This window comes from Sphaerisporangium sp. NPDC005288 (assembly GCF_040607475.1).
Classification (GTDB): domain Bacteria; phylum Actinomycetota; class Actinomycetes; order Streptosporangiales; family Streptosporangiaceae; genus Sphaerisporangium; species Sphaerisporangium rhizosphaerae.
On sequence record NZ_JBEXGT010000011.1, the window covers coordinates 63,231 to 83,296 of the forward strand.

The following is a 20,066-nucleotide window of genomic DNA, read 5'->3' on the forward strand; positions in this document are numbered from 1 at the left end:
GACGGGGACGCCAGAGGGGGCGTACGAGGGGGACGGGGCGGGGGGCGTTATCGACTATCGCCTGCTCTCGGTCGGCGCGGCGTTGAGCCGCAGGGCGAGCGCGGGGCACATCTCGATGGCCCTGCGCGCCTCCCCCTCCAGGTTGGGCGGCACCGAGGCCGTGCTGACGACCGGGTAGCCGTGCTGGTCCAGGCGGATCAGCTCGGGCACGACGTAGGAGCACAGCCCGTGGCCCTCGCACCGGGACCAGTCGAGGATGAGCTGGGCCTCCGAGGCGCGGGCCGAGGCCTCGGCCGGCAGCGGCAGCACGCCCTTCACCGGCAGCCCGCAGGTGCCGTACGCCGCGTGGGTCATGACATCCTCGGCGAACACGTCGATCGCCGAGAGCAGGAACCGCGCGGTGCCGTCGGGGTGCCCGCAGGCGCCCCGGCCCTTCATCGTCGCCGCGGCGCGCTGGACGGCCTCGATGTGGCCGTTGCCCTCCGCGAGCGCGCCGAACGCCTGCGCCAGGTCGGGCAGCCCCATGTAGCAGGGGCCGCACTGCCCGGCGCTCTGGCCGGCCATGTAGCGGGCGACCCTCGCGGACTCTCCTAGCGGGCAGGACTCCCAGCCGAGCGGCACGACGATGCCGGCGCCCAGCGCCCCGCCGAGCGCCTCGAAGCCGGCGCGCGACACCTCGGCGCGCTCGACGGCCTCGGGGCTCATCCACTTGCCGTGGTAGCCGCCGAGCAGCACTCCCTGCCCGACGGTGGCGTCGCACAGGTCCAGCACCTCCCGCAGCCGCACCCCGGTCGGCGTCTCCACGACGGCCGGTCTGCGGGCCGACCCGGTGACGCTGAGCAGCACCGTTCCCGGCTCCGACGCCAGGCCGACCGAGGAGTACATGTCGACGCCGAGCATGGCCATCAGGGCGAGCTGGGCGTAGGTCTCGGCGTTGGACAGCATGGTGGGCATGCCGCCCACGCCGCTGTCGCTGGAGCGCACCTTGCGTCCGGGCGGGATGGGCCGCTCGCCGTTGATGCCGCGCACGAGCGCGCCGCCCTCACCGGAGATGAACCGGTCGGGCATGCGCACCACCCGGACGGTGTCGGTCATGCCGCGCTCGTGGATGGCGTTGAGCAGCGAGCGCTCGCCCGGACCGCCGTGGGCCACGCCCACGACGATCTCCACGGCCGACAGGGCCCTCGCCACCAGGTCGGCGCCGTCGAGGATCAGGTGCGGGGCCCGGGTGAGCAGCACCTTGTCCTTGTGCGCGGCGGGCTCGCCCTCGGTGGCGTTCACGACCACCGTGATGGGGGCGCCGCGCCGGCCCGCCGAGTCGATGACGGCCCTGAGCTTGCGGGCGAACGGGAAGCCCGCTCCCCCGCGTCCACGCAGGTCGCCGAGCTCGGCGAGGGCGATCAGGTCGTCGATCGGCAGCCGCGGCATGCGGCCGTGCACGCGCCGGTGGGTGTCGTAGTCCAGCCGGGGCGAGCTGTCGAGGCCGGCGGTGAGGCGACCCGGCCCAATCCTGAACACGTCGGGAACCCCGTACGTGGTCATCGCCGTACCTCCTTTCGCAGTGTGACCCAGAACTCCTCGTCGAAGACGTCGTCGACGCGGATCTGCTCGGCCTTGCGCCCGGCGTTGCCCGCGCGCATGGCCTTCGGGCCGCCGCCGTCCTTGGGACCGACGGTCACGACCATCCGCACCAGCAGCGCGAGCCCGACCACGGCCAGCGAGACCACGTAGCTCATGGTCACCCAGTCGGCGGCGGGCCGCCCGGCCGTGAGCCCGTGCACGATGGCGACGGGCCAGGACAGGTAGGCCGTCACGTGCATGGCACGCCACAGCCACGGCCAGCGGATGCCGACGAAGCTGCCTCGGAAGGCGCCGGTGGCGGCGACCAGGATCATCAGGTCGGCGGCGGCGGTGCCGAGGCCGACCGCGAAACCCGACCCGCTGAAGGGCAGGAAGGCGTCCGCGGGGATCACGCGGCCCCTCATTATCTGCAGGATGACGTGCGTGATGAGGAAGCCGACGGCGAAGACGGCGAACGCACGGTGCAGATCCTGCATGAAGACGCGGTGACGTACCGCGAGGATCATCCGATCGGTGGCGGCCAGTCCGACGGCCACCGTTCCAGTCAGTCCAAGGAGAGCGAACACCCCCGAGTAGAAGATCAGAAAAGCCTGCACAGAGGCGAGGACCGATGCTCCGAGCAGAGCGGTACCCGCCAGAAGCGACGTTGACGTGAACAGCCCGACCACGATTGGGGCCCGTGATCGAGACCGTTGCGGGGCTCGTCGATGTCGCGTTTCTTTCATCCCGTCCTCCGCCAGATAACGCGGTACCGGCACAAACCGGACAACGTGGGGCTGGGTGCCTACCGGGATCATCGGGACATTTGCGCGCGCGATCACACTAGCGCCTCTAGAGTCCCCTTGGTACCAGAACGTTACAGAAATTCGGCGTGCTTGAATCGTCAACCACCGGCGCGTCAATACCCCCGCCGAACTGGGCGAATAACGGACGACGCGCCGTATCACGGCGTAAATCGGTGGCCGGTGAGGGCGCTCCGCTCTAACGTTTGACCACGTGGAGACTCTCAGCCGCCGCACGATCGCCGACGCCGGCGGCCGTCCGGTGCTCAGCTACGTCGAGGGCACCCGCGCCGGACGTCCGTACGCCGACCTGGTGGAGGTGCTCGGACCGGGCGCGCTCGACCTCATCCTCCGCGATATGCCCGGCTGGGTGGTCTCCGGCGACGAGAAGCTCGGCCGGCTGCTGATCGAGGCCGGCGGACGGCCACTGCGCCACGCCCACGTCCTGTCCCGTGACCTGCGCGCCGACCCCGCCCCGCCCGGCTGGGCCGAGACGGGCCACGGGGTCGTCGCCTGCGAGGCGGTGCCGCCGGCCGAGGTCTTCCCGGCCTGGCGCGCGGCCTACCCGCCCGGCCATCCCGACCGCGACCACGGCGACGACGCCACCGTCCTGCGCCGGGCTCTCACGCCACTGCTCTCCGGCGCCTCCTACGGCCCGCTGCTCCCCTGCGGCGGACTGCTGCTGCACGACCAGCGGGTGGTGGCCGGCGTCATGGTCGGCCGGCTGCGCGGAGAGCCCCCGTTCGGCGGGCCATGGGTGCTGGACGTCTTCCGCGACCCCCGCCCGCCGTTCGCGGGGCTCGGCGCCGTGATGCTGCGCCGCGCGCTGGCGCTGGCGACCCTGCACGGACTCGCCGCCCTCGGGCTGGCGGTCACCGACGGCAACCCGGCGCGGCGCCTGTACGAACGCCTCGGCTTCCGCCTCATCTCCTCCTCGATCACCGTGATCGTCCCCGGCTGACCGCCGCGTCCCGCCTCCCGGGCGGGCCCGGCGAGCGCGGAGCGCCGGCCGTCAGGAGCGCAGGAAGGCCAGGACGGCGAGCACCCGGCGGTGCTGGTCGCCGTCGTCGGCGAGCAGGCCGAGCTTGTTGAAGATGCTGCGCACGTGCTTCTCCACCGCCCCGTCGGTGATCACCATCAGGCGGCCGATGGCCGGGTTGGACCTTCCCTCGGCCATCAGGCCCAGCACCTCACGCTCTCGCGGGGTCAGCGAGGCCAGCGGGTCGTCACGGCGGCGGCGCACCATGAGCTGGGCCACCACCTGGGGGTCGAAGACCGTCCCGCCCGCGGCCACCCGGCGCAGCCCGTCCATGAACTCCTCGACGTCGGCCACGCGGTCCTTCAGCAGGTAGCCGACCGCTCCGCGGGCGTCGGCGAGCAGGTCGTCGGCGTAGGACACCTCGACGTACTGCGAGAGGATCATCACCGGCGAGCCCGGCACCTGGCGGCGGGCCTTGACCGCGGCGCGCAGGCCCTCGTCGGTGAAGTCCGGCGGCATCCGCACGTCCACCACCGACACGTCCGGACGGTGTTCGGCGACGGCCCGCACCAGCCCGTCGCCGTCGCCCGCCTCGGCGACCACCTGGCAGCCGAACTCCTCCAGCAGCCGTACCAGGCCGGACCGGATGAGGACGGCGTCGTCGGCCACGACTACCCGCACGGCACCTCCGCGACGATCAGTGTGGGGCCGCCGGCCGGGGACTGCACGACCAGCTCGCCGTCCACCGCGCGCAGCCGGTCGGCCAGCCCGGCCAGCCCGTGCCCCTTGGCGACATGGGCGCCGCCGACCCCATCATCGCCGATCGACAGCAGCAGCGCGTCACCGGTGCGGTTCAACGACAGCGTGCACATCTGGGCCCGGCTGTGCTTGGCGATGTTGGTGAGCGCCTCGGCCGCCACGTAGTACACGGTGTTCTCCACCACGGCGGTGTACCGCTCGACGACCTGCACGTCCAGCTCGACCGGGACGGTGCAGCGGCCCGCGAGGGCGGCGAGCGCGGGGGCGAGGCCGCGGTCGCTCAGGATCGGCGGGGCGATGCCGCGCGACAGCGCCCGCAGCTCGTCCAGCGTCTCGCGGGTCGCCGTGATGGCCTCCGCGAGCGTCGCGTGCGCGGCCTGCGGGTCCTTGTGCAGCTGGCGCTGGGCCCGCGACAGCTCCATCGCCAGGTACACCAGGCGCTGCTGCGGCCCGTCGTGGATGTCGCGCTCCAGCCGACGCAGCGCGCCGGCCTCGGCCGACACCGCGGCGGCCCGGCCCTCGGTGAGATCGTCGATGCGCTCGTGCAGCTCGGCCACGCCGGTCAGCAGGGCGCGGCCGATGCCCGCCCGCAGCAGGGCGGACCCACGTATGACGCCCGGCAGGGTGAGGCAGAACACCGCGCCCACGGACAGGTAGAACGCGCTGTTGACCAGGTAGCCGTCGCCCAGTCCGAGCAACTCGGGCAGCTCCTTGTTGCCGGGGATCCTGCCGGTGATCCACCCGTAGAGGGGGTAGAGCACGCTGCTGACCGCCACCGCCCACCACACCACGGTCACCACGAAGGTGGCGATCGCGATCGGGAACACCAGGATGCCGTGCAGCAGGTCCAGCCACGACTGGCCGCTGGTCAGCGGGTGCAGCATCCGGCGCACCCATCCGGCGCCCTGAGGGGCGCGGGGGTAGCGAGGGCGGGCGACCGGGCGGGCGAGGATCTCGGGCAGCATTCGCCGCTCGACGTCGGCGAACCCGCGGGCCACCAGCAGGGTCACGGCGAGGATCGGCAGGCCTACCAGCGCCGGGATGCTCCCGCCGCCCGCCGAGAGCCCGGCGATCAGGATGGCGAAGCTCACGACGCCCAGAGGCAGCCCGAGCAGGGTGTAGCGGGTGTCGGCGCCGAGCCGCCTGAGGAGGAATCCCATGGCCACCAAGGTACGAGTCACGGCCCTCCCCGGTGCAGCCCGTTGGCAGGCGTCCCGTTGGTAGGGCTGGCCCTACCGTCCTTGGTGGCGTTCCCGGCCGTGAAAACACCGGTCCGCGTCACTGCGCCTGCCCCTGCGCCGCGACAGGCTCAACTCACTGAAACCCGCCGGAAGCTCCCGCCCCGGCCGAACCTCCGGCTCCCGGCCGGCCGGTCCTCAGCACCCGAGGATCCGGGCGGCCTCCCCCATGGGGATCCACGGTCCCGGCCCGCGGCTCACCTGACGGCCGTGGCGGCTCGCGGGCCGTCCCGGTCGCCCGCAGCCACGCCGACAGACAGTTATGAGGTGCGCCGTGCCCGCGCTACTCGACAGACCACCGGCCCTCCCTGCGGTCCAGGTGACCGGCGGCGGCGCCGTCCGCCCGGCCGCCGCTCCCCCGCGCCAAGGCCGCCCGGGCCGGGACGTGTTCATCGACCTGCTGCGCCTGTTCGGCATCGCCGTGGTGATGCTGGAGCACTGGAGCATCCCGGTCCTGTCCTACGACCACGGCCGCATCGCGACCGGCAACGCCTTCGCCGCCCCGGGCGCCTTCGTGATCACCTGGCTGTCCCAGGTGATGCCGCTGGTGTTCTTCGCCGGAGGGGCCGCCAACGCGATCAGCCACCGCGCGCACCGGGCCCGGGGGCTCGCCGGCCCGCTGTGGCTGGCCGGGCGGGTGCGCCGCCTGGCCTGGCCGGTGCTGCCGCTGGCGGCCGTGTGGATCCCGCTCCCCCACCTGCTGCTCGCCCTCGGCCTGCCGGCGCAGCCGGTGGAGACGGCCGCGCGCCTGGCCGGTCAGCTGCTCTGGTTCCTCGCGATCTACCTGGTCGCCGTCGTGCTGACCCCGGCGCTGCTGCGCCTGGGCGAGCGGCACGGGTGGCGGGCGCCCGCCGCCCTGGCCGTGGCGGCGGTCGCGGTGGACGTGGTGCGCTTCACCTGCTGGGAGCCGGCCGGGTACCTCAACATCGGCCTGGTGTGGCTCGCGGTGCACCAGCTCGGCTTCCTGTACGCGAGCGGGCGGCTGGCCGGGGCGCGCCTGATGGCGGCGGGCGGCTTCGGCGCGGCGGCGGCGCTGGTGGCCTTCGGCCCCTACCCCGGCAGCATGATCGGCCTGCCCGGCGCGGCGAGCTCGAACATGGCGCCGCCGACCGCCGCGCTGCTCGCCGTGGCCTTCGGCCAGATCGGCCTGGCGATGCTGCTGCGCCCCCGCCTGGTGCGGCTGGCGTCCCGTCCCGCCGTCGCGCGCGCCATGGCGTGGGCGGGCCCGCGAATGATGACGGTGTACCTGTGGCACATGAGCGCGCTGTTCGTGGTCGCGGGCGTGAGCGTCGTCGGGCTCGGCCTGGCCACCCCCGCCCCGGGCGGCCCCGCCTGGCTGGCCGGGTGGCCGCTGTGGCTGGGCGCGCTGCTGCTCGTCCTGCGCCCGCTGCTCGCCCTGTTCGCCCGCTTCGAGGAGCCACCGGCCATGGCGTTCCGGACGACCGGATGGGCGCGCCCGGTCTGGGCGGCGGCGCTGTGCGGCGGCGGGCTGCTCGTCCTGACGGCGGCCGGCTTCGTCCCCGGCCCCCTTCCGATGCTCGGCGCCTGCGCCCTCACCGGCGGTCTCGCCCTGCTCATGCCGCCGTCCGCCCTGCGCTCCCGGCGAACCGTGCCGTCAACCACCGTCCACGCCGCCGCCGCGCGCCGCTGAGGCGCCCGAGACGCGGACGGCACCGTTTTCTGGTACCACTCGCCGTGGCGGGTGGGGGGTCAGGGGGCGGGGGTCAGCCATACGTAGCCGGCGAATCGGCCGGTGATGTGCTCTCTGCGGTAGGAGTACAGGTCGCCGGTCTCGATGGTGCAGCGGGCGTCGTGCCGGACGTCGGCGACGCCGGCCCGCTTGAGCTGGGCGGCGATGCCGGCGCGCAGGTCCAGCGCCGGGGTGCCCTCGCGGGTGACCGACCAGGCCTCCGGCAGTTCCTCCGCCACCTCGGCGCGCATCTCCCCCGGCACCTCGTAGCAGGCGCCGCACGCCATCGGGCCGACCAGGGCGACCAGGTCGCCGGCGCCGCGGGCGCGCATCGCGGCGACCAGCGCCGGCACCACCCCGGCGACCGTGCCGGCCCGTCCCGAGTGGGCCGCGCCGACCAGGCCGCGCGCCGGGTCGGCGAGCAGAACCGGCGCGCAGTCGGCGACCAGCACGGCCAGGCCGAGACCGGGGCGGTCGGTGCAGACGCCGTCCAGGGCGGGCGGCTGCTGCGCGAACGGCTCGGTCACGTAGGCGACGTCCGGGCTGTGGACCTGCCGCATGAACACCACGGCGCCCGGGTCGAGGCCGAACTCCCCGGCGGTCAGGGCGCGGTTGCGCGCCACCGCCGACGGATCGTCGCCGACCGCGCCGCCGAGGTTCCTGGTGTCGTACGGCCTGGCGCTGACGCCCCCGTGACGGTCGGTGAACGCCATCCGCACCCGGTCGATCGCAAGCACCACGCCAGCTTACTCAGTGCCTTCGATCGACCGGCCTGCGCCCGGGAACACCCCCGCGATCATGGTTCTGTTCCGTTTCACCCACCTGGCGGGCGGCGCTGATCTACCTTTGCATCTGCCCGGCGCCGGTGCGCCGGGGACGGACCGCACTACGACCGGGAGCCGACGACGTGGATGTCCCTTCACTGCCCATCGCCCTGCTCATCGCCGGCGGGGTCCTGCTCCTGGTCTGCCTGATGCTCGGCGTCTTCCACCGGTGACCACCCCGCCCGGGCGTCAAGGCCGGGCATGCCGCCGCGGCGACGGCCGTGGGATGGAGGACGCGCGGAACGTGACCTCGGGATAGCGCGAGGACGCTTTGTCGAGGAGGGGCCGGCGCTGCGACTTCAGGTGCTGGTCGAGAAAGGCGGCCACGTACGTGCGGGTGAGCTCCGCCCCACGGGCGGCGGGCAGCATGCCGGGGAGAGGTTGCAGGCCGATGACCTCCGCCAGCAACGGGATGTCGGTGAAGGACTGGTGTTCGGCGTCCGGCAGCACGAGCCAGCGCTTCCACCCGGTCAGCAGCTTCCAGTCACGGTCCCAGGAGGTGTCACGGCCGCCCGGGACGTGCTCGCGCGAACCCATGAACATGAACGGCCGGGAGAGGCCGCTCTTGGGGATCCGGGCGTAGCTCGTGCCGTCCATGTCGATTCCGGCGCGTACGCGCGGGTCTTTCACCATGGCCGCCACGGCGGCGGCTCCGCCGATCGACTGGCCGACCATCGCGATCCTCCCGCGGTCGATCAGGCCGGAGTGCCGCCACGTGGAGGTCAACTGGTCAAGGACGAAGGAGACGTCGGCGGCCCGGCCCTGGACCACCCCCGTGCCGAAACCGGGGTCGGTGTTGCTGTCGCAGGCCAGGCATTCGGCGATCCGGCCGCCGGACAGCGTGGTCACGTAGCTTTCGTAGGTGTGGTCGATGCCGGCCACGAGATAGCCTCGGCCGGCGAGGTCCTCGGCCAGGGAGGTGAGGGTGCTCATCGGCTTGGTGAAGCCGGGTGAGAGCACCACCAGCGGGAGCCCGCGCCCCTCGGGTTCGGCGTCCTGGACGGCGTTGGTCCGCGTCCTGCTCAGCAGATCGTACGGCGCGGTCGACATTCCCGAGCCCCTCAGGAGCAGTTCTGCTTCCTTGGCCGTCATGTAGGGCGCGCGCGGCCCGTCGCGCCGCTTGGCCGGGTACCACAGGGTGACCTTGAGCTCTCTGGCGCCGGCGTCGGGATCCCAGGGATCGGGGCGGGAGGTGTCGGTCAGGTGCAGGACGGTGGTGCCCACCGGATGGGGGCCGGTGGGGGCGGGCAGGGCGGCGGGGCCGGACGGCGTGGCCCGCGGGGCGTCGGCTCTGGGCGGCGCGGGCGCGGAGCAGGCGGACGTGGCCAGGACGGCGAGTCCCGCGGCGAGGGCCAGGAGCTGTCTCATGGCGAGGTCCATCCTCATGTGTGCAGCAGGGTCAGGGCCTTGGCCAGGGCGGGGTCGCGTCCGGCGGCCGCGTCCTTCGGGGTCAGGGGCACGTAGTGGTCGGGCGGCACGCCGATGCGGTCGATGACCTCGCGGCGGGGCCCCAGGTGGTGCTTGGCGGGGAAGCTCAGAATGGTGTTGTCGGCGAGCAGGTATCCCCGCGCCGGGCCGGAGATCACGCCGGCGGTTCTGGTGCCGACCAGCCGGCCGAGCCGCAGGTCCTTGACCGCGGAGCTGAAGTGCTCGCACGCCGAGGCGCAGCCGCGGTCGGTGAGCACCACCAGCGGCAGGTGGAGCAGTTCGACGGTGTCGTCGGTCGGCGCGGCCTGGCACGTGCCCTCTGCGGTGCACTGGTAGGCGGTGTCAGCGCCGTGGACGAAGGCGCTCAGCAGCCGGGTCGCCTCCAGGGGGCTGCCGCCGCCGTTGCCGCGCAGGTCCAGCACGACGCCGGACAGCGTCCGGCCGGCGCGCAGCCTGGTGATCTCCCGCAGCACCCGGTTCGCGGAGTCGGGATCGAAGCCGGTCATCCGCACGTAGGCGATGTCGTCGTCCAGCCGCTTCGACCGCACCACCCGCAGAGCGGCCGGGTCCCGCGGGAAGAGGCCTGGCGTGAGCGTCACGCTCCAGCGGCGGCCGGTGCTCTGCCGCAGCAACCCCAGCCGCACCGGCCGCGCCTGCGGATACCTGGGGTAGAGGGCGGCGATGGCGCGCGTGCCCTCGCCGTCGACGAAGGGCGCCGAGCCGTCGATCGATTCGATGAGGTCGCCGGGACGCAGCCCGGCGGCCCGCGCCGCGCCGCCCGGCACGGCGGTGACGAACAGCGGGGCCAGGGCGGTGCCCGGCTCGGTGTCCGCCTGCGGGCCGCCGACGCTGGCCTCCAGACCCAGGCCGTAGCCGTCGCCGTCGTAGTAGCCGGGCGGCCGGCTGTCCTGGTGCGTCCAGCGGGCGTGGTCGTCGCCGAGGGCGGCCACGATGGCCTGGAGGGTGACGGCGGCCAGCTTGTCGCGCAGGCCGGGCGCCCGGTCGGTGATCGTGCGGAAGGCGGCCTCGAAGGCGGTCCAGTCGGCCCGGCGGTCACCGGTCAGCGCGGGCATGGCCGCCTCGGGCATATCGCGTCCGTCGCGGTCGAGCTGCCGCGTCAGGGCGGCGAATCCGGCGGTCAGCAGCGACCGGGCGTCCAGCGTGGCGCCGCCGTAGTAGTTGCCGAGGATGCAGAAGTACGCCTGCCGGACGACGTCGATCGTGGTGGCCGTCTCCGCCTGTGGCGGGCCCTGGGGCGGCGCGCACACCATGCCGGCCGCCGTGCCCGCCTCGCGGCGCGGCGGCGCGGGGGCGGTGCAGGCCGCCGCCAGGAGAAGGGCGAGCCCGGCCGCCGCGGTCCTCACGGATGTCATGACACGCGCCTGCGGATCCACCGGAAGCAGAACCCCGTGAGGCCGAGGGTGAGCAGGGCGTAGATCCCGGTCTCGATCCACTGGAAGGGCCAGAAGCGCTCGAGGGGATGGTAGGTCGCCCGCTGCCGGAAGCCCAGCCGGTTGATCTCGGCCGTGCACCCTCCCGCCATCGCTCCCTGCGGCGAGCAGGGTCCCGTCGTCGTGGAGACCGGGACCCCCCGCGCGACCGTCGTCGACGGTCCCGGGCCTCCGTCTCCGCTGGAGATCACGCGTCCGGTCTTATCCACCAGCTCGCTGGACAGGACCCAGGCGCCCGCGTGGCCGGGAACGGCCGACGTCCTCAGGAAGACCTGCAAGGATCCGCCCTTCGGGGCGCCGAAGCCGTCCACGTTCTCCCGGCCGAGCTCGAAGGTCCCGGCGACGGGGGGCATCAGGTGCGGGCGCACCAGCAGCGGCATCGCTATCTGGATCGCGACGAAGGCGGCCAGGGTGAGGGCCATGGCGGGCAGCGTGCGGCGCACCAGCATGCCCACGGTCACCCCCAGGACGAAGGCGAAGGCCGCGTATCCCATCGGGGCGATGCCGCGCGCGCCGAACACCACGGGAGCCATCTGCGCCATCTCCGGGACGGCCGACTTGTCCAACGGGGCCGACCACCAGGTCACCACCAGGCCGCAGAGGCAGGCGGCGGCCATGGCCGAAAGGCCCATGAGCCCGAGCTTGACCGCCAGCCACCGGCCGCGGCTGATGCTCTGGTTCCACACCAGCAGGTGGGTGCCGGCCTCCAGCTCGCGGGTGATCAGCGGCGCCCCCCAGAACAGCCCGGCCAGCGCCGGCAGGATCAGCACGACCATCGTGAGGGCCAGGAAGAGGGCGTCGTACTCGCCGAAGAACCGGTCGAAGAAGTCCAGGCAGGTGTTGTCCGGGGTGCAGGCGGCGATCCCGGCGGCGTAGTCGGAGGCCAGTTTCGGGCCGGTCAGGGCCAGGGCGGCGGTGATGACCACGAGTACGGCGGCCATCATCGTGGCCGAGCCGCGGAACTGGCGCCAGGTCAGCCAGATCATCGCCACACCTCCAGGGCGACCGGACCGTCGGCCTCGGTGCGCTGATCCATATAGGCCAGGACCAGGTCCTCCAGACTGAGCTGGGAGACCGTCCAGCCGGGGTCGTGAATCCGGGCGTCGTCGGCGCGGACCACGTAGGTGCTCTCCCGCTCGGTGTGGCGGACGGAGACCACGTGCCCGCCGGGGTCGCGGCGCGGGCCGGTGAGCCGGCGATGGGCGGCCAGCAACGGCTCGACCTCCCCGGCCAGCCGGACGCGGGAGTCGACGAGCACGATCAGGTAGTCGCAGACGCGTTCCAGGTCGGAGACCAGGTGGGAGGAGAGCACCACGCTCAGCCCGTGCGCCGCGGCGGCCTCCGTCAGCCCCTGCAGGAACTCGCGGCGCGCCAGCGGGTCGAGCGAGGCGACCGGCTCGTCCAGGATCAGCAGCTCGGGCCGCTTGGCCAGGCCCAGGGTGAGGGCGAGCTGGGCGCGCTGACCGCCCGACAGCCTGCCCGCCCGCTGGCCCGGGACGAGGCCCAGCCGAGCGACGCGCTCCCGTGCCAGGGCGCCGTCCCAGCGGGGGTTGAGCCGCGCCCCGAGCCGCAGGTGGTCGGCGACGGTCAGGCGCGCGTAGACGGGGGTGTCCTGGGCGACGAACCCGACCTTGGCGAGCTGCTCGGGCGTGTCCCCGGGCCGGCCGCCGAGCACGACGATGCCGCCCGTGCTCGGTTCGAGCTGGCCGCCGGCCAGTTTCAGCAGCGTCGTCTTACCGGCTCCGTTGGGGCCCACCAGCCCCACGACGTGGCCCGCCGGGATGTCGATGGTGCACTCGCGCAGCGCCCAGCGCCTGCCGTACTTCCTGCCCAGTGCCTGGGCCTCCAAGGCAGCGGTCATGCTATGTCCCCTCTTGAGGAGTGGTCGGAAGGATGATGGTGAAAGGGCCTCGATGCCTTCGCCGGCCCCCGGCGGCGACCCCGGCTCCGAACGGCGCGGCGGGATGGCGGGAACGAAACTAGGGACCACCCATGCCAGAGCGCGTCGGCCGCCGTACCGAGATCGCGTAGCTCCCGAGAACGAAGGGCCGCCGGGTCATCCCTGCGATGTACTCCCCGGGACCGGGAGCCCCGTCACGACGGCCGATGCGGCGGGGACGGGCAGGCGTGACAATGTGCCGGTGGAAACCGGTGAACGACCGCCGTGGTGGCGGCAGGTGCTCGACCCGGGCGGCCCGCTGGACGAGGACGACCAGGACCGGCGTGGCGAGCGGCTCCCGAAGCCGTCTCGCGCGGCCTTCGCCGCCGACGTGGTGATCGCCCTCCTTCTGGCGGTCGCCGCGGTCGCCGCGTCGGCGGGTCATCCCGTGCTCGGCTCCGGCGAGGACCAGGCCCAAGTGGTCGAGCTCCTGCGGCTCGGACCCGCCGGCGCCCACCCGCCCGCCCCCGATCCCCCCGCGGCCCCCGATCCCCCCGACCCCCCCGCCGCTCCCGACCCCCCCGCGGCTCCCGATCCCCCCGCGGCTCCCGATGCCCCCGCGGCTCCCGATGCCGCGACCGGCCGGCCCCTCTTTCATGGCGTCGCGCCCGACGGCCCGTCGGGCGGCGTGGTGCCCGACGATCCGTCCCGACTCTCCGGCCGGCCGTCCGGCGTCACGCCCGACGGCCCGTCCCCACTCTCCTGCCACCGGTCCCGCGTCACGCCCGACGGCCCGTCCCCACTCTCCTGCCACCGGTCCGGCATCGCGACCGTCCATCCTCCGCCCGACGGGCCGCCCGCGTTCCTGGTGGCGATGACGGCGTTACCGCTGGCCCTGCGGCGCCGCTACCCGCTACTCACCTTCTGGGTGGTGCTGGCCGCGGCGCAGGCCACCCACTCGTACGCCACCCTGATCACGGTGCTGACCTGCGCCGTCGCCGCGTACGGCGCCGCCGCCCACGGCCGCAACCGGGTCCTGGCGATGGGGGGCCTCGTGCTCGCGGCGGGGCTCGCCGGTGGCGCCTTCCGGGACGTCACGCCCGAACTGCCGAACTGGATGGGACCGTTCGTCGTCCTGCTGAGCGTCGGCGTCGTCGGGAGCTTCGTCCGCTACTGGCGGCGACGGCTGGGAGCGAGCCACCACCGGTTCGCCGAGCTGCGGCAGACGCAGGCGGAGGCCATGCGCAGGGCCGTCGCCGAGGAGCGGTCCCGGATCGCCGCCGAGCTGCACGACGTGGTGACCCACAATGTCAGCGTGATGGTGATCCAGGCGGGCGCGGCGCGCAAGGTGATGGACGCCGAGCCGGAACAGTCGAAGCAGGCTCTGCTCGCGATCGAGTCGGGCGGCCGGGCCGCCATGTCCGAGCTGCGCCATCTCATGGGCCTGCTCGCCGGCCCGGGAGGCGACGACCGCCTCGACGGGCCCGCCGACGGGCTCGCGCCGCAGCCGGGGCTCGACCAGCTGGACGCCCTGGTGGAACGCGTCCGCGCCGCCGGAGTGCCGGTGCGCGTCACGGGGTCGCCGCCCGGGCCGCTGCCGCCCGGCGTCGACCTGGCCGCCTACCGCGTCGTCCAGGAGGCCCTCACCAACACGATCAAGCACGCGGCCGGCGCCGCCGCGGCCGTGACGATCGGCCATGACGGCGACTGGCTCGAGATCGAGGTGACCGACACCGGCGGAGCACGGACCGCCGGACCGCGGACCGGCGGCGGCAGGGGGCTGATCGGGCTGCGCGAGCGGCTCGCCGTCTACGGCGGGACCCTGGACGCCGGGCACATGGCCGGGGGCGGGTTCACGATCAGGGCCCGCGTCCCCTGGAGGACCGCATGACCGGCCGACTGCGCGCCGTCATCGCCGACGACCAGGCACTGGTGCGCACCGGATTCCGCATGATCCTCGCCGCCGACGGCATCGAGGTGGCGGCCGAGGCCGCCGACGGGGACGAGGCCATCGCCGCGGTCCGCCGCACCAGGCCCGACGTCGTGCTCATGGACATCCGGATGCCGCGGATGGACGGCCTGGAAGCCACCCGGCGGATCCTCGCCGGCGGCGCCGAGGACACCCGCGTACTGATCCTGACCACCTACGACCTCGACCACTACGTGTACGCGGCGCTCGCCGCGGGAGCGAGCGGGTTCCTGCTCAAGGACGTCACCCCCGAGCACCTGGTGGCCGCGGTGCGGCTCGTGCGCTCCGGCGACGCCCTGCTCGCGCCCACCATCACCCGCCGCCTGGTCGAACGTTTCGCCCGCCGCGACACCGTGCGGCCCGCCCTCCACCGCGACCTCTCCCAGCTGACGCCCCGGGAACTGGACGTGCTGCGCCTGCTCGCCACCGGCCTCAGCAACGCCGAACTCGCCGACCGGCTGACCCTCAGCGTGGCCACGGTGAAGACCCACGTCGCCCGCGTCCTGTCCAAACTGGGCCTGCGCGACCGCGTCCAGGCCGTGGTCGTCGCCTACGAAACCGGCCTCATCTCCCCCGGCGACCCCACCTGACCTACCTGGAAGACGATGCATTTGCGGGCGAGGCCGCGGTCGGCACCTTCTTGAAGGCCTCAGCCCGCCTGCAAGCGGACCGGACGAGGCTCACGGTGCTGTGGAAGCGAGTGCGTCCAACGGGTCGGCCAGGACGCGGGAGAAAGCGAGTTCCGCCGCGCCGACCAATGGGGCGTCATCGCGCAGCATCGAGGTGCGCAACCCTACCCCCCGGGAGACGGGCAGGACACTAGCCGCCACGCGCGCGTGGACCTGGGGTGCCGCACCCTGGTAGATGTCGCCGAGTGTGCCGCCGAAGACGACGACTCCGGGATTGAAGAGGTTGATCAGGTTGACCACGCCGATCCCGAGCCAGTCGCCGACACGGTCCAAGGCCTTGCGGGCGGCCTCGTCACCGTTCTCGGCCGCTTCCACGACGGCTCGTACGCCATCCCGCCCGCCCGGCCCGCTGGTGCGTCCGGACGCCTCCAACAGCGCCGCCTCACCCACTTCTGCCTCCAGGCAGCCGCGCGAACCGCAGTTGCAGGAACGGCCGCCAAAGGGATTAACGATCATGTGCCCGAGTTCGGCGCCGTAGCCGTCATCGCCGCCCAGCAGCCTGCCGCCCACGATGATGCCACCACCCACCCCGACATCCCCATGCAGGTAGACAAGATTCTGGTGGCCGATGCCCGCTCCGCGTTCATGCTCGGCCAGCGCGCCCAGGTGGGCTTCGTTGCCGACTGCCACGGGCAGCCCCAGCCGCCGGCTGAGCGCGGGCACGAAATCCAGGTCGGTCCAGCCCACGTTGGGAGCCAGGAGCACCATCCCGTCGGCGGCCCTGACCAATCCGCAGTACGACGTGCCGACCCCGAGGCACCTCGCGCTCCGGGGCGCCGCGTCCACGAGCGCGCGGCCGAACCCGGCCAGGACACCGACCACCTCGTCGAGATCGGCATGCCTGCTTCGCCGCCGGGGCGCCTCCCTGCGCTCCAGTACCAGACCGCCGAGCCCGACCCTGGCGGCGACCAGCCGATCCACCGCCACATCGAAAGCCAGCACATACCACCGGCCGCTCTCAGGCCGCACCACCAGCGACGGCCGACCCGCCCGACCCGTCGTACCCGAAGCCTCCTCACGCACCAGACCCGCAGCCGTGAGCTGCGTGGCCAGCGCCAGGATCGTGCTGCGGTTCAGGCCCAGCCGGTTCGCCAGCGCCGCACGCGAGATCGGCCCTGCCAGATGCACCTGCCGCAGCACCGCCCCGAGATGGTGTCTGCGGATTTCCTCCTGCGGAGTGTCGCCCTTCACGGCACTAGTAGTGCCATCACCGGCATCACGTACCGGACCCACCGGCGCGGCCCCGACGCTTCATCGCTCATGAACCCCGACGCTACCGGTCGCGACCGAGATCCTTTCCCTCAACGTCGAAGACCTCGACAACCGCCGCGCCCCCCTGCGATCCAAGGGCGGCGATGTCGAATGGGTCTACTGGGACACGGGCACCGCCCGCCTCCTGCCCCGCCTGCTGCGGCTCCCGGACGGCCACCCCGATGGGCCCGCCCGTACCCGCGGCCCGCTGTTCCTGGCCGGCGCCGCCCCGTCCCCGCCCGCCGCCCCGGGCACGAGCACATCTGCCCGCACACCGGGCGACCTCGCCTTGGCTACGACAGGGTCCGCGTCCTCATGGAGGCCCACCTCGGCAAGCTCGCCGCCACGTCCTCGCACATGGCCGGTGAGGCGCTCAAGAAGGCCATAGCCGAGGCGGTCGATCGGCGCCGGACGGCCCTGCTCACAGAAGGCACCGTTTTCGGGCACCGAGCCGGGCTCACCTGAGCCGGCCCCGGTCCGGGTGAGCGGACCGGGAGGCGGGTCATTTCAGGGATTGGTAGAGGGCCTGGGTGCGGGCGGCTATGGCGGGCCAGCTGAAGTGGTCGACGGCGCGGCGGCGGCCGGCCTGGCCCATGGCGGCGGCGAGGGACGGGTCGTCCAGGAGCCGGGTCACCCGGGCGGCGATGGCGTCCGCGAACGCGGCCGGGTCGAGCGGCTCGCCGTCGGCGCCCTGCTCGATGGGGACGAGCAGGCCGGTCTCGCCGTCGGCGACGACCTCGGGGATGCCGCCGGTCGCGGTGGCCACCACGGCGGTCTCGCAGGCCATGGCCTCCAGGTTGACGATGCCCATCGGCTCGTAGACCGAGGGGCAGACGAACACGGCGGCGCGGGTGAGGATCTGGATGACCTGCGGCCTGGGGAGCATCTGGGAGATCCACACGACGCCCGACCTGCTCGCGCGCAGTTCCTCGACCAGCCCGGTCACCTCCGCGGCGATCTCGGGGGTGTCGGGGGCTCCGGCGCACAGGACGAGCTGGGCCTGCGGCGGCAGCGAGCGGGCGGCGCGCAGCAGGTGGGCCAGCCCCTTCTGGCGGGTGATGCGCCCGACGAAGACGACGTAGGGCCTGGCAGGGTCGATGCCGTGCGCGAGCAGGACGTCGGTGCCGTGGTCGGGGGCGTACTCCTGGGTGTCGATGCCGTTGTGGACGACGGTCACCCGCTCGGGCGCGATCTCCGGGTAGCAGGCGAGGACGTCGCGCCGCATGCCCTCCGACACCGCGATGACCGCGTCGGCGTTCAGCAGCGCCGTGCGCTCGGCGAAGCCGGACAGGGCGTAGCCGCCGCCGAGCTGCTCGGCCTTCCACGGGCGCAGCGGCTCCAGGCTGTGGGTGGTGACCACGTGCGGCACCCCGTACAGCAGCTTGGCGACGTGCCCGGCGAAGTTGGCGTACCAGGTGTGGCTGTGCACGACGTCCGCGCCCTCGCACGCGGCGGCCATCTCCAGGTCCACGCCGAGCACCTGCAGGGCCGGGTTGGCGGACGCGAGGCCGCCGGGGACGCCGTAGGCGTCGACGCCGCCCTCCTCGCGACGCGCGCCGAAGCAGCGCACTCGCACGTCCAGCAGACTCCGCAGTTCTCTGGCGAGGTATTCGACATGGACTCCGGCGCCGCCGTACACCTCGGGCGGGTACTCACGGCTCAGCAGATCGACGCGCATGGGTAAACCTTAGTGGTCCAGGGTGTTTCGTCGGATTTAGCTGGGTAAAGCCGGGTAACGTCGGTGCTATGACGACGCCCAGAATCCTCGCGATCGTGCTGGCCGGTGGCGAGGGGAAGCGGCTGATGCCGCTCACGGCCGACCGGGCCAAGCCGGCGGTGCCCTTCGGAGGGATCTACCGGCTGGTCGACTTCGTGCTGTCGAACCTGACCAACGGCGGCTACCTCAAGATCGTCGTCCTGACCCAGTACAAGAGCCACAGCCTCGACCGCCACGTCACCCGCACCTGGCGCATGTCGACGATGCTCGGCAACTACGTCACCCCCGTGCCCGCACAGCAGCGGCTCGGGCCCCGCTGGTTCGCGGGTTCGGCGGACGCGCTGTTCCAGAACCTGAACCTGATCTACGACGAGCTGCCCGAGCACTGCATCGTCTTCGGGGCCGACCACATCTACCGCATGGACCCGCGGCAGATGGTGGAGCAGCACATCGACTCGGGCGCCGACGTCACGGTCGCCGCCATCCGCCAGCCACTGGCGCTCGCCGACCAGTTCGGGGTGATCGAGACCGACCCCGCCGGGCACCGGATCGTGGCCTTCCGTGAGAAGCCCACCGACGCCATCGGCCTGCCGGACGCCCCCGACCAGGTCTACGCCTCCATGGGCAACTACGTCTTCAAGACCCAGGCGATGATCGACGCGCTCAGGGAGGACGCCCTCGACCCGAGCAGCAAGCACGACCTGGGCGGCAACATCATCCCCATGTTCGTCAAGTCCGGCGGCGCCGAGGTCTACGACTTCGCCCACAACGCCGTCCCGGGCTCCACCGAGCGCGACCGCGGCTACTGGCGGGACGTCGGGACCCTGGACGCCTACTACGAGGCGCACATGGACCTGGTGTCGGTGCACCCGGTGTTCAACCTCTACAACGACCGCTGGCCGATCTACACCGGGCACGACCCGCTGCCGCCGGCCAAGTTCGTCCACAACGACGGCGACCGCGTCGGGCACGCCATCGACTCGCTGGTCTCGCCGGGCGTGATCGTCTCAGGCGCCACCGCCGTGCGCTCGGTCCTGTCGCCGGGCGTGGTGCTGCACTCCCACTCCCTGGTGGAGGACTCGGTGCTCATGGGGAGCGTCAAGGTCGGCCGGGGGGCGATCGTCCGCCGGGCCATCATCGACAAGAACGTGGTCATCCCCGACGGCGCCCGCATCGGCCTGGATCTGGAGTTCGACCGCTCCCGCTTCGCGGTGACGCGCGAGGGCGTGGTGGTGATCGGCAAGAACGAGGTGGTCGAGCGCTGATCGGCGCGCGGTGCGCCGGACACGGGAGGGCGCGTCGCCTACGGCCGGGGTGCGGCGTGCGGGGCGTCCGGTGTGTCCAGATATCTTGCCTATGGCGAGTGATTTCATGGCAGCGCGTGAGCGGGCCATCGCACCACATGGGTAGGGCAGAGACATGACCGGACGCGGCCCCGACGACATGGGCGACGACGAGCAGCTGACCGAGATCGAGGAGTGGACCGACAACCTCCCCATCGGTCACGAGATCGTGGGCGACGATCCGGCCGACCGGGACGGCATCTCGCGCCGGTTGTGGCAGGAGGCCCCCGAACGCGCCCATGTGCCGCGCGAGGAGTACCGCTTCGTGGCGCCGGACGAGGGCGCCCACCCCGACGAGGAGTCCGAGGAGTACGCCTCGGAGGTCGGCGCGGACGACGGCGACTTCTCCGCCGAGGAACGCGCCATGCACATCGAACGCGACTGAGCGGCCGCTACGGGGACGAGGGGGCCCGAGGAGGGCTGTCGCGGGGCTCGAGGGCCGAGGGGGCTTGCGGCGGGCGCGAGGGGCTTGCGACGGGGCGCGGG

General features: G+C 73.2%; 18 protein-coding genes. 7 read left to right on the forward strand and 11 right to left on the reverse strand.

Features of this window, described 5'->3' with window-relative positions:
- Nucleotides 1-54: 54 nt before the first annotated feature.
- Together ABZU32_RS12960 and ABZU32_RS12965 are read right to left on the reverse strand one after the other, a co-directional pair.
- Nucleotides 55-1,542 carry an NADH-ubiquinone oxidoreductase-F iron-sulfur binding region domain-containing protein gene (locus tag ABZU32_RS12960; protein ID WP_354848958.1) on the reverse strand — a complete coding sequence of 496 codons (1,488 nt, stop codon included), beginning with the start codon at nt 1,540-1,542 and terminating at the stop codon, nt 55-57.
- On the reverse strand, nt 1,539-2,177 hold the full coding sequence (locus ABZU32_RS12965) for a hypothetical protein (RefSeq protein ID WP_354921142.1): 639 nt from the start codon (nt 2,175-2,177) through the stop codon (nt 1,539-1,541). Before ABZU32_RS12965 ends, ABZU32_RS12960 begins: the two co-directional genes overlap by 4 nt.
- A 400-nt stretch (nt 2,178-2,577) precedes the next feature.
- Between ABZU32_RS12965 and ABZU32_RS12970 the strand changes: the two genes are divergently transcribed.
- The gene (locus ABZU32_RS12970; protein ID WP_354848964.1) at nt 2,578-3,324 is read left to right on the forward strand and encodes a GNAT family N-acetyltransferase; all 747 of its coding nucleotides are present in this window, start codon (nt 2,578-2,580) and stop codon (nt 3,322-3,324) included.
- A 51-nt stretch (nt 3,325-3,375) separates the two neighbouring features.
- Here the strand turns inward: ABZU32_RS12970 and ABZU32_RS12975 are convergent, their stop codons facing one another.
- Together ABZU32_RS12975 and ABZU32_RS12980 are read right to left on the reverse strand one after the other, a co-directional pair.
- Nucleotides 3,376-4,023, reverse strand: a complete 648-nt coding sequence (locus ABZU32_RS12975; protein WP_354848966.1) for a response regulator transcription factor — start codon at nt 4,021-4,023, stop codon at nt 3,376-3,378.
- Nucleotides 4,014-5,261 carry a sensor domain-containing protein gene (locus tag ABZU32_RS12980; protein WP_354921144.1) on the reverse strand — a complete coding sequence of 416 codons (1,248 nt, stop codon included), beginning with the start codon at nt 5,259-5,261 and terminating at the stop codon, nt 4,014-4,016. The genes ABZU32_RS12975 and ABZU32_RS12980 overlap by 10 nt, the downstream gene beginning before the upstream one ends.
- A 352-nt stretch (nt 5,262-5,613) precedes the next feature.
- On the opposite strand from ABZU32_RS12980, the gene ABZU32_RS12985 reads away from it, so the two are divergent.
- Complete coding sequence (locus ABZU32_RS12985) at nt 5,614-6,990, forward strand: acyltransferase family protein (protein WP_354921147.1); 1,377 nt, start codon at nt 5,614-5,616, stop codon at nt 6,988-6,990.
- Between the two features lie 59 nt (nt 6,991-7,049).
- Here the strand turns inward: ABZU32_RS12985 and pgeF are convergent, their stop codons facing one another.
- The 5 genes from pgeF to ABZU32_RS13010 form a co-directional block, all read right to left on the reverse strand.
- Entirely contained in the window at nt 7,050-7,742 is a 693-nt protein-coding gene (gene pgeF, locus ABZU32_RS12990) for a peptidoglycan editing factor PgeF (RefSeq protein WP_354921418.1), read from the reverse strand.
- 300 nt (nt 7,743-8,042) lie between these two features.
- Nucleotides 8,043-9,221, reverse strand: coding sequence for an alpha/beta hydrolase (locus ABZU32_RS12995; RefSeq protein ID WP_354921150.1), 1,179 nt, complete (start codon nt 9,219-9,221; stop codon nt 8,043-8,045).
- A 14-nt stretch (nt 9,222-9,235) separates the two neighbouring features.
- Nucleotides 9,236-10,654, reverse strand: a complete 1,419-nt coding sequence (locus ABZU32_RS13000; RefSeq protein WP_354921153.1) for a S41 family peptidase — start codon at nt 10,652-10,654, stop codon at nt 9,236-9,238.
- Complete coding sequence (locus tag ABZU32_RS13005) at nt 10,651-11,718, reverse strand: ABC transporter permease (protein ID WP_354921156.1); 1,068 nt, start codon at nt 11,716-11,718, stop codon at nt 10,651-10,653. Before ABZU32_RS13005 ends, ABZU32_RS13000 begins: the two co-directional genes overlap by 4 nt.
- Complete coding sequence (locus ABZU32_RS13010) at nt 11,715-12,593, reverse strand: ABC transporter ATP-binding protein (RefSeq protein ID WP_354921159.1); 879 nt, start codon at nt 12,591-12,593, stop codon at nt 11,715-11,717. The genes ABZU32_RS13005 and ABZU32_RS13010 overlap by 4 nt, the downstream gene beginning before the upstream one ends.
- A 280-nt stretch (nt 12,594-12,873) precedes the next feature.
- On the opposite strand from ABZU32_RS13010, the gene ABZU32_RS13015 reads away from it, so the two are divergent.
- Nucleotides 12,874-14,502, forward strand: a complete 1,629-nt coding sequence (locus ABZU32_RS13015) for a histidine kinase (RefSeq protein ID WP_354921162.1) — start codon at nt 12,874-12,876, stop codon at nt 14,500-14,502.
- A complete protein-coding gene (locus ABZU32_RS13020) occupies nt 14,499-15,170 on the forward strand; it encodes a response regulator transcription factor (protein ID WP_354848987.1) in 672 nt (223 codons plus the stop codon). Before ABZU32_RS13015 ends, ABZU32_RS13020 begins: the two co-directional genes overlap by 4 nt.
- Before the next feature lie 90 nt (nt 15,171-15,260).
- Here the strand turns inward: ABZU32_RS13020 and ABZU32_RS13025 are convergent, their stop codons facing one another.
- A complete protein-coding gene (locus ABZU32_RS13025; RefSeq protein WP_354921165.1) occupies nt 15,261-16,460 on the reverse strand; it encodes an ROK family transcriptional regulator in 1,200 nt (399 codons plus the stop codon).
- 375 nt (nt 16,461-16,835) lie between these two features.
- On the opposite strand from ABZU32_RS13025, the gene ABZU32_RS13030 reads away from it, so the two are divergent.
- Nucleotides 16,836-16,985: a hypothetical protein gene (locus ABZU32_RS13030; RefSeq protein ID WP_354921168.1), complete on the forward strand. Its 150-nt coding sequence runs from the start codon at nt 16,836-16,838 to the stop codon at nt 16,983-16,985.
- Between the two features lie 37 nt (nt 16,986-17,022).
- Here ABZU32_RS13030 and glgA read toward each other — a convergent pair whose 3' ends face one another.
- Nucleotides 17,023-18,198 carry a glycogen synthase gene (gene glgA / locus ABZU32_RS13035; protein WP_354921171.1) on the reverse strand — a complete coding sequence of 392 codons (1,176 nt, stop codon included), beginning with the start codon at nt 18,196-18,198 and terminating at the stop codon, nt 17,023-17,025.
- Between the two features lie 68 nt (nt 18,199-18,266).
- Here glgA and glgC point away from each other — a divergent pair, with 68 nt between their 5' ends.
- Together glgC and ABZU32_RS13045 are read left to right on the forward strand one after the other, a co-directional pair.
- A complete protein-coding gene (glgC, locus tag ABZU32_RS13040) occupies nt 18,267-19,502 on the forward strand; it encodes a glucose-1-phosphate adenylyltransferase (protein ID WP_354921174.1) in 1,236 nt (411 codons plus the stop codon).
- A gap of 154 nt (nt 19,503-19,656) precedes the next feature.
- Nucleotides 19,657-19,965: a DUF5709 domain-containing protein gene (locus ABZU32_RS13045; protein WP_354848997.1), complete on the forward strand. Its 309-nt coding sequence runs from the start codon at nt 19,657-19,659 to the stop codon at nt 19,963-19,965.
- Nucleotides 19,966-20,066: the final 101 nt, after the last annotated feature.

What these genes read in the sequence shown, in the direction of transcription:
- ABZU32_RS12960 (WP_354848958.1), bottom strand. Translation starts at nt 1,542, where the DNA reads ATGACCACGTACGGGGTTCCCGACGTGTTCAGGATTGGGCCGGGTCGC.
- ABZU32_RS12980 (WP_354921144.1), bottom strand. Translation starts at nt 5,261, where the DNA reads ATGGGATTCCTCCTCAGGCGGCTCGGCGCCGACACCCGCTACACCCTG.
- pgeF (WP_354921418.1), bottom strand. Translation starts at nt 7,742, where the DNA reads ATGGCGTTCACCGACCGTCACGGGGGCGTCAGCGCCAGGCCGTACGAC.
- ABZU32_RS12995 (WP_354921150.1), bottom strand. Translation starts at nt 9,221, where the DNA reads ATGAGACAGCTCCTGGCCCTCGCCGCGGGACTCGCCGTCCTGGCCACG.
- ABZU32_RS13000 (WP_354921153.1), bottom strand. Translation starts at nt 10,654, where the DNA reads ATGACATCCGTGAGGACCGCGGCGGCCGGGCTCGCCCTTCTCCTGGCG.
- ABZU32_RS13005 (WP_354921156.1), bottom strand. Translation starts at nt 11,718, where the DNA reads ATGATCTGGCTGACCTGGCGCCAGTTCCGCGGCTCGGCCACGATGATG.
- ABZU32_RS13010 (WP_354921159.1), bottom strand. Translation starts at nt 12,593, where the DNA reads ATGACCGCTGCCTTGGAGGCCCAGGCACTGGGCAGGAAGTACGGCAGG.
- ABZU32_RS13020 (WP_354848987.1), top strand. Translation starts at nt 14,499, where the DNA reads ATGACCGGCCGACTGCGCGCCGTCATCGCCGACGACCAGGCACTGGTG.
- ABZU32_RS13030 (WP_354921168.1), top strand. Translation starts at nt 16,836, where the DNA reads ATGGAGGCCCACCTCGGCAAGCTCGCCGCCACGTCCTCGCACATGGCC.
- glgA (WP_354921171.1), bottom strand. Translation starts at nt 18,198, where the DNA reads ATGCGCGTCGATCTGCTGAGCCGTGAGTACCCGCCCGAGGTGTACGGC.
- glgC (WP_354921174.1), top strand. Translation starts at nt 18,267, where the DNA reads ATGACGACGCCCAGAATCCTCGCGATCGTGCTGGCCGGTGGCGAGGGG.
- ABZU32_RS13045 (WP_354848997.1), top strand. Translation starts at nt 19,657, where the DNA reads ATGACCGGACGCGGCCCCGACGACATGGGCGACGACGAGCAGCTGACC.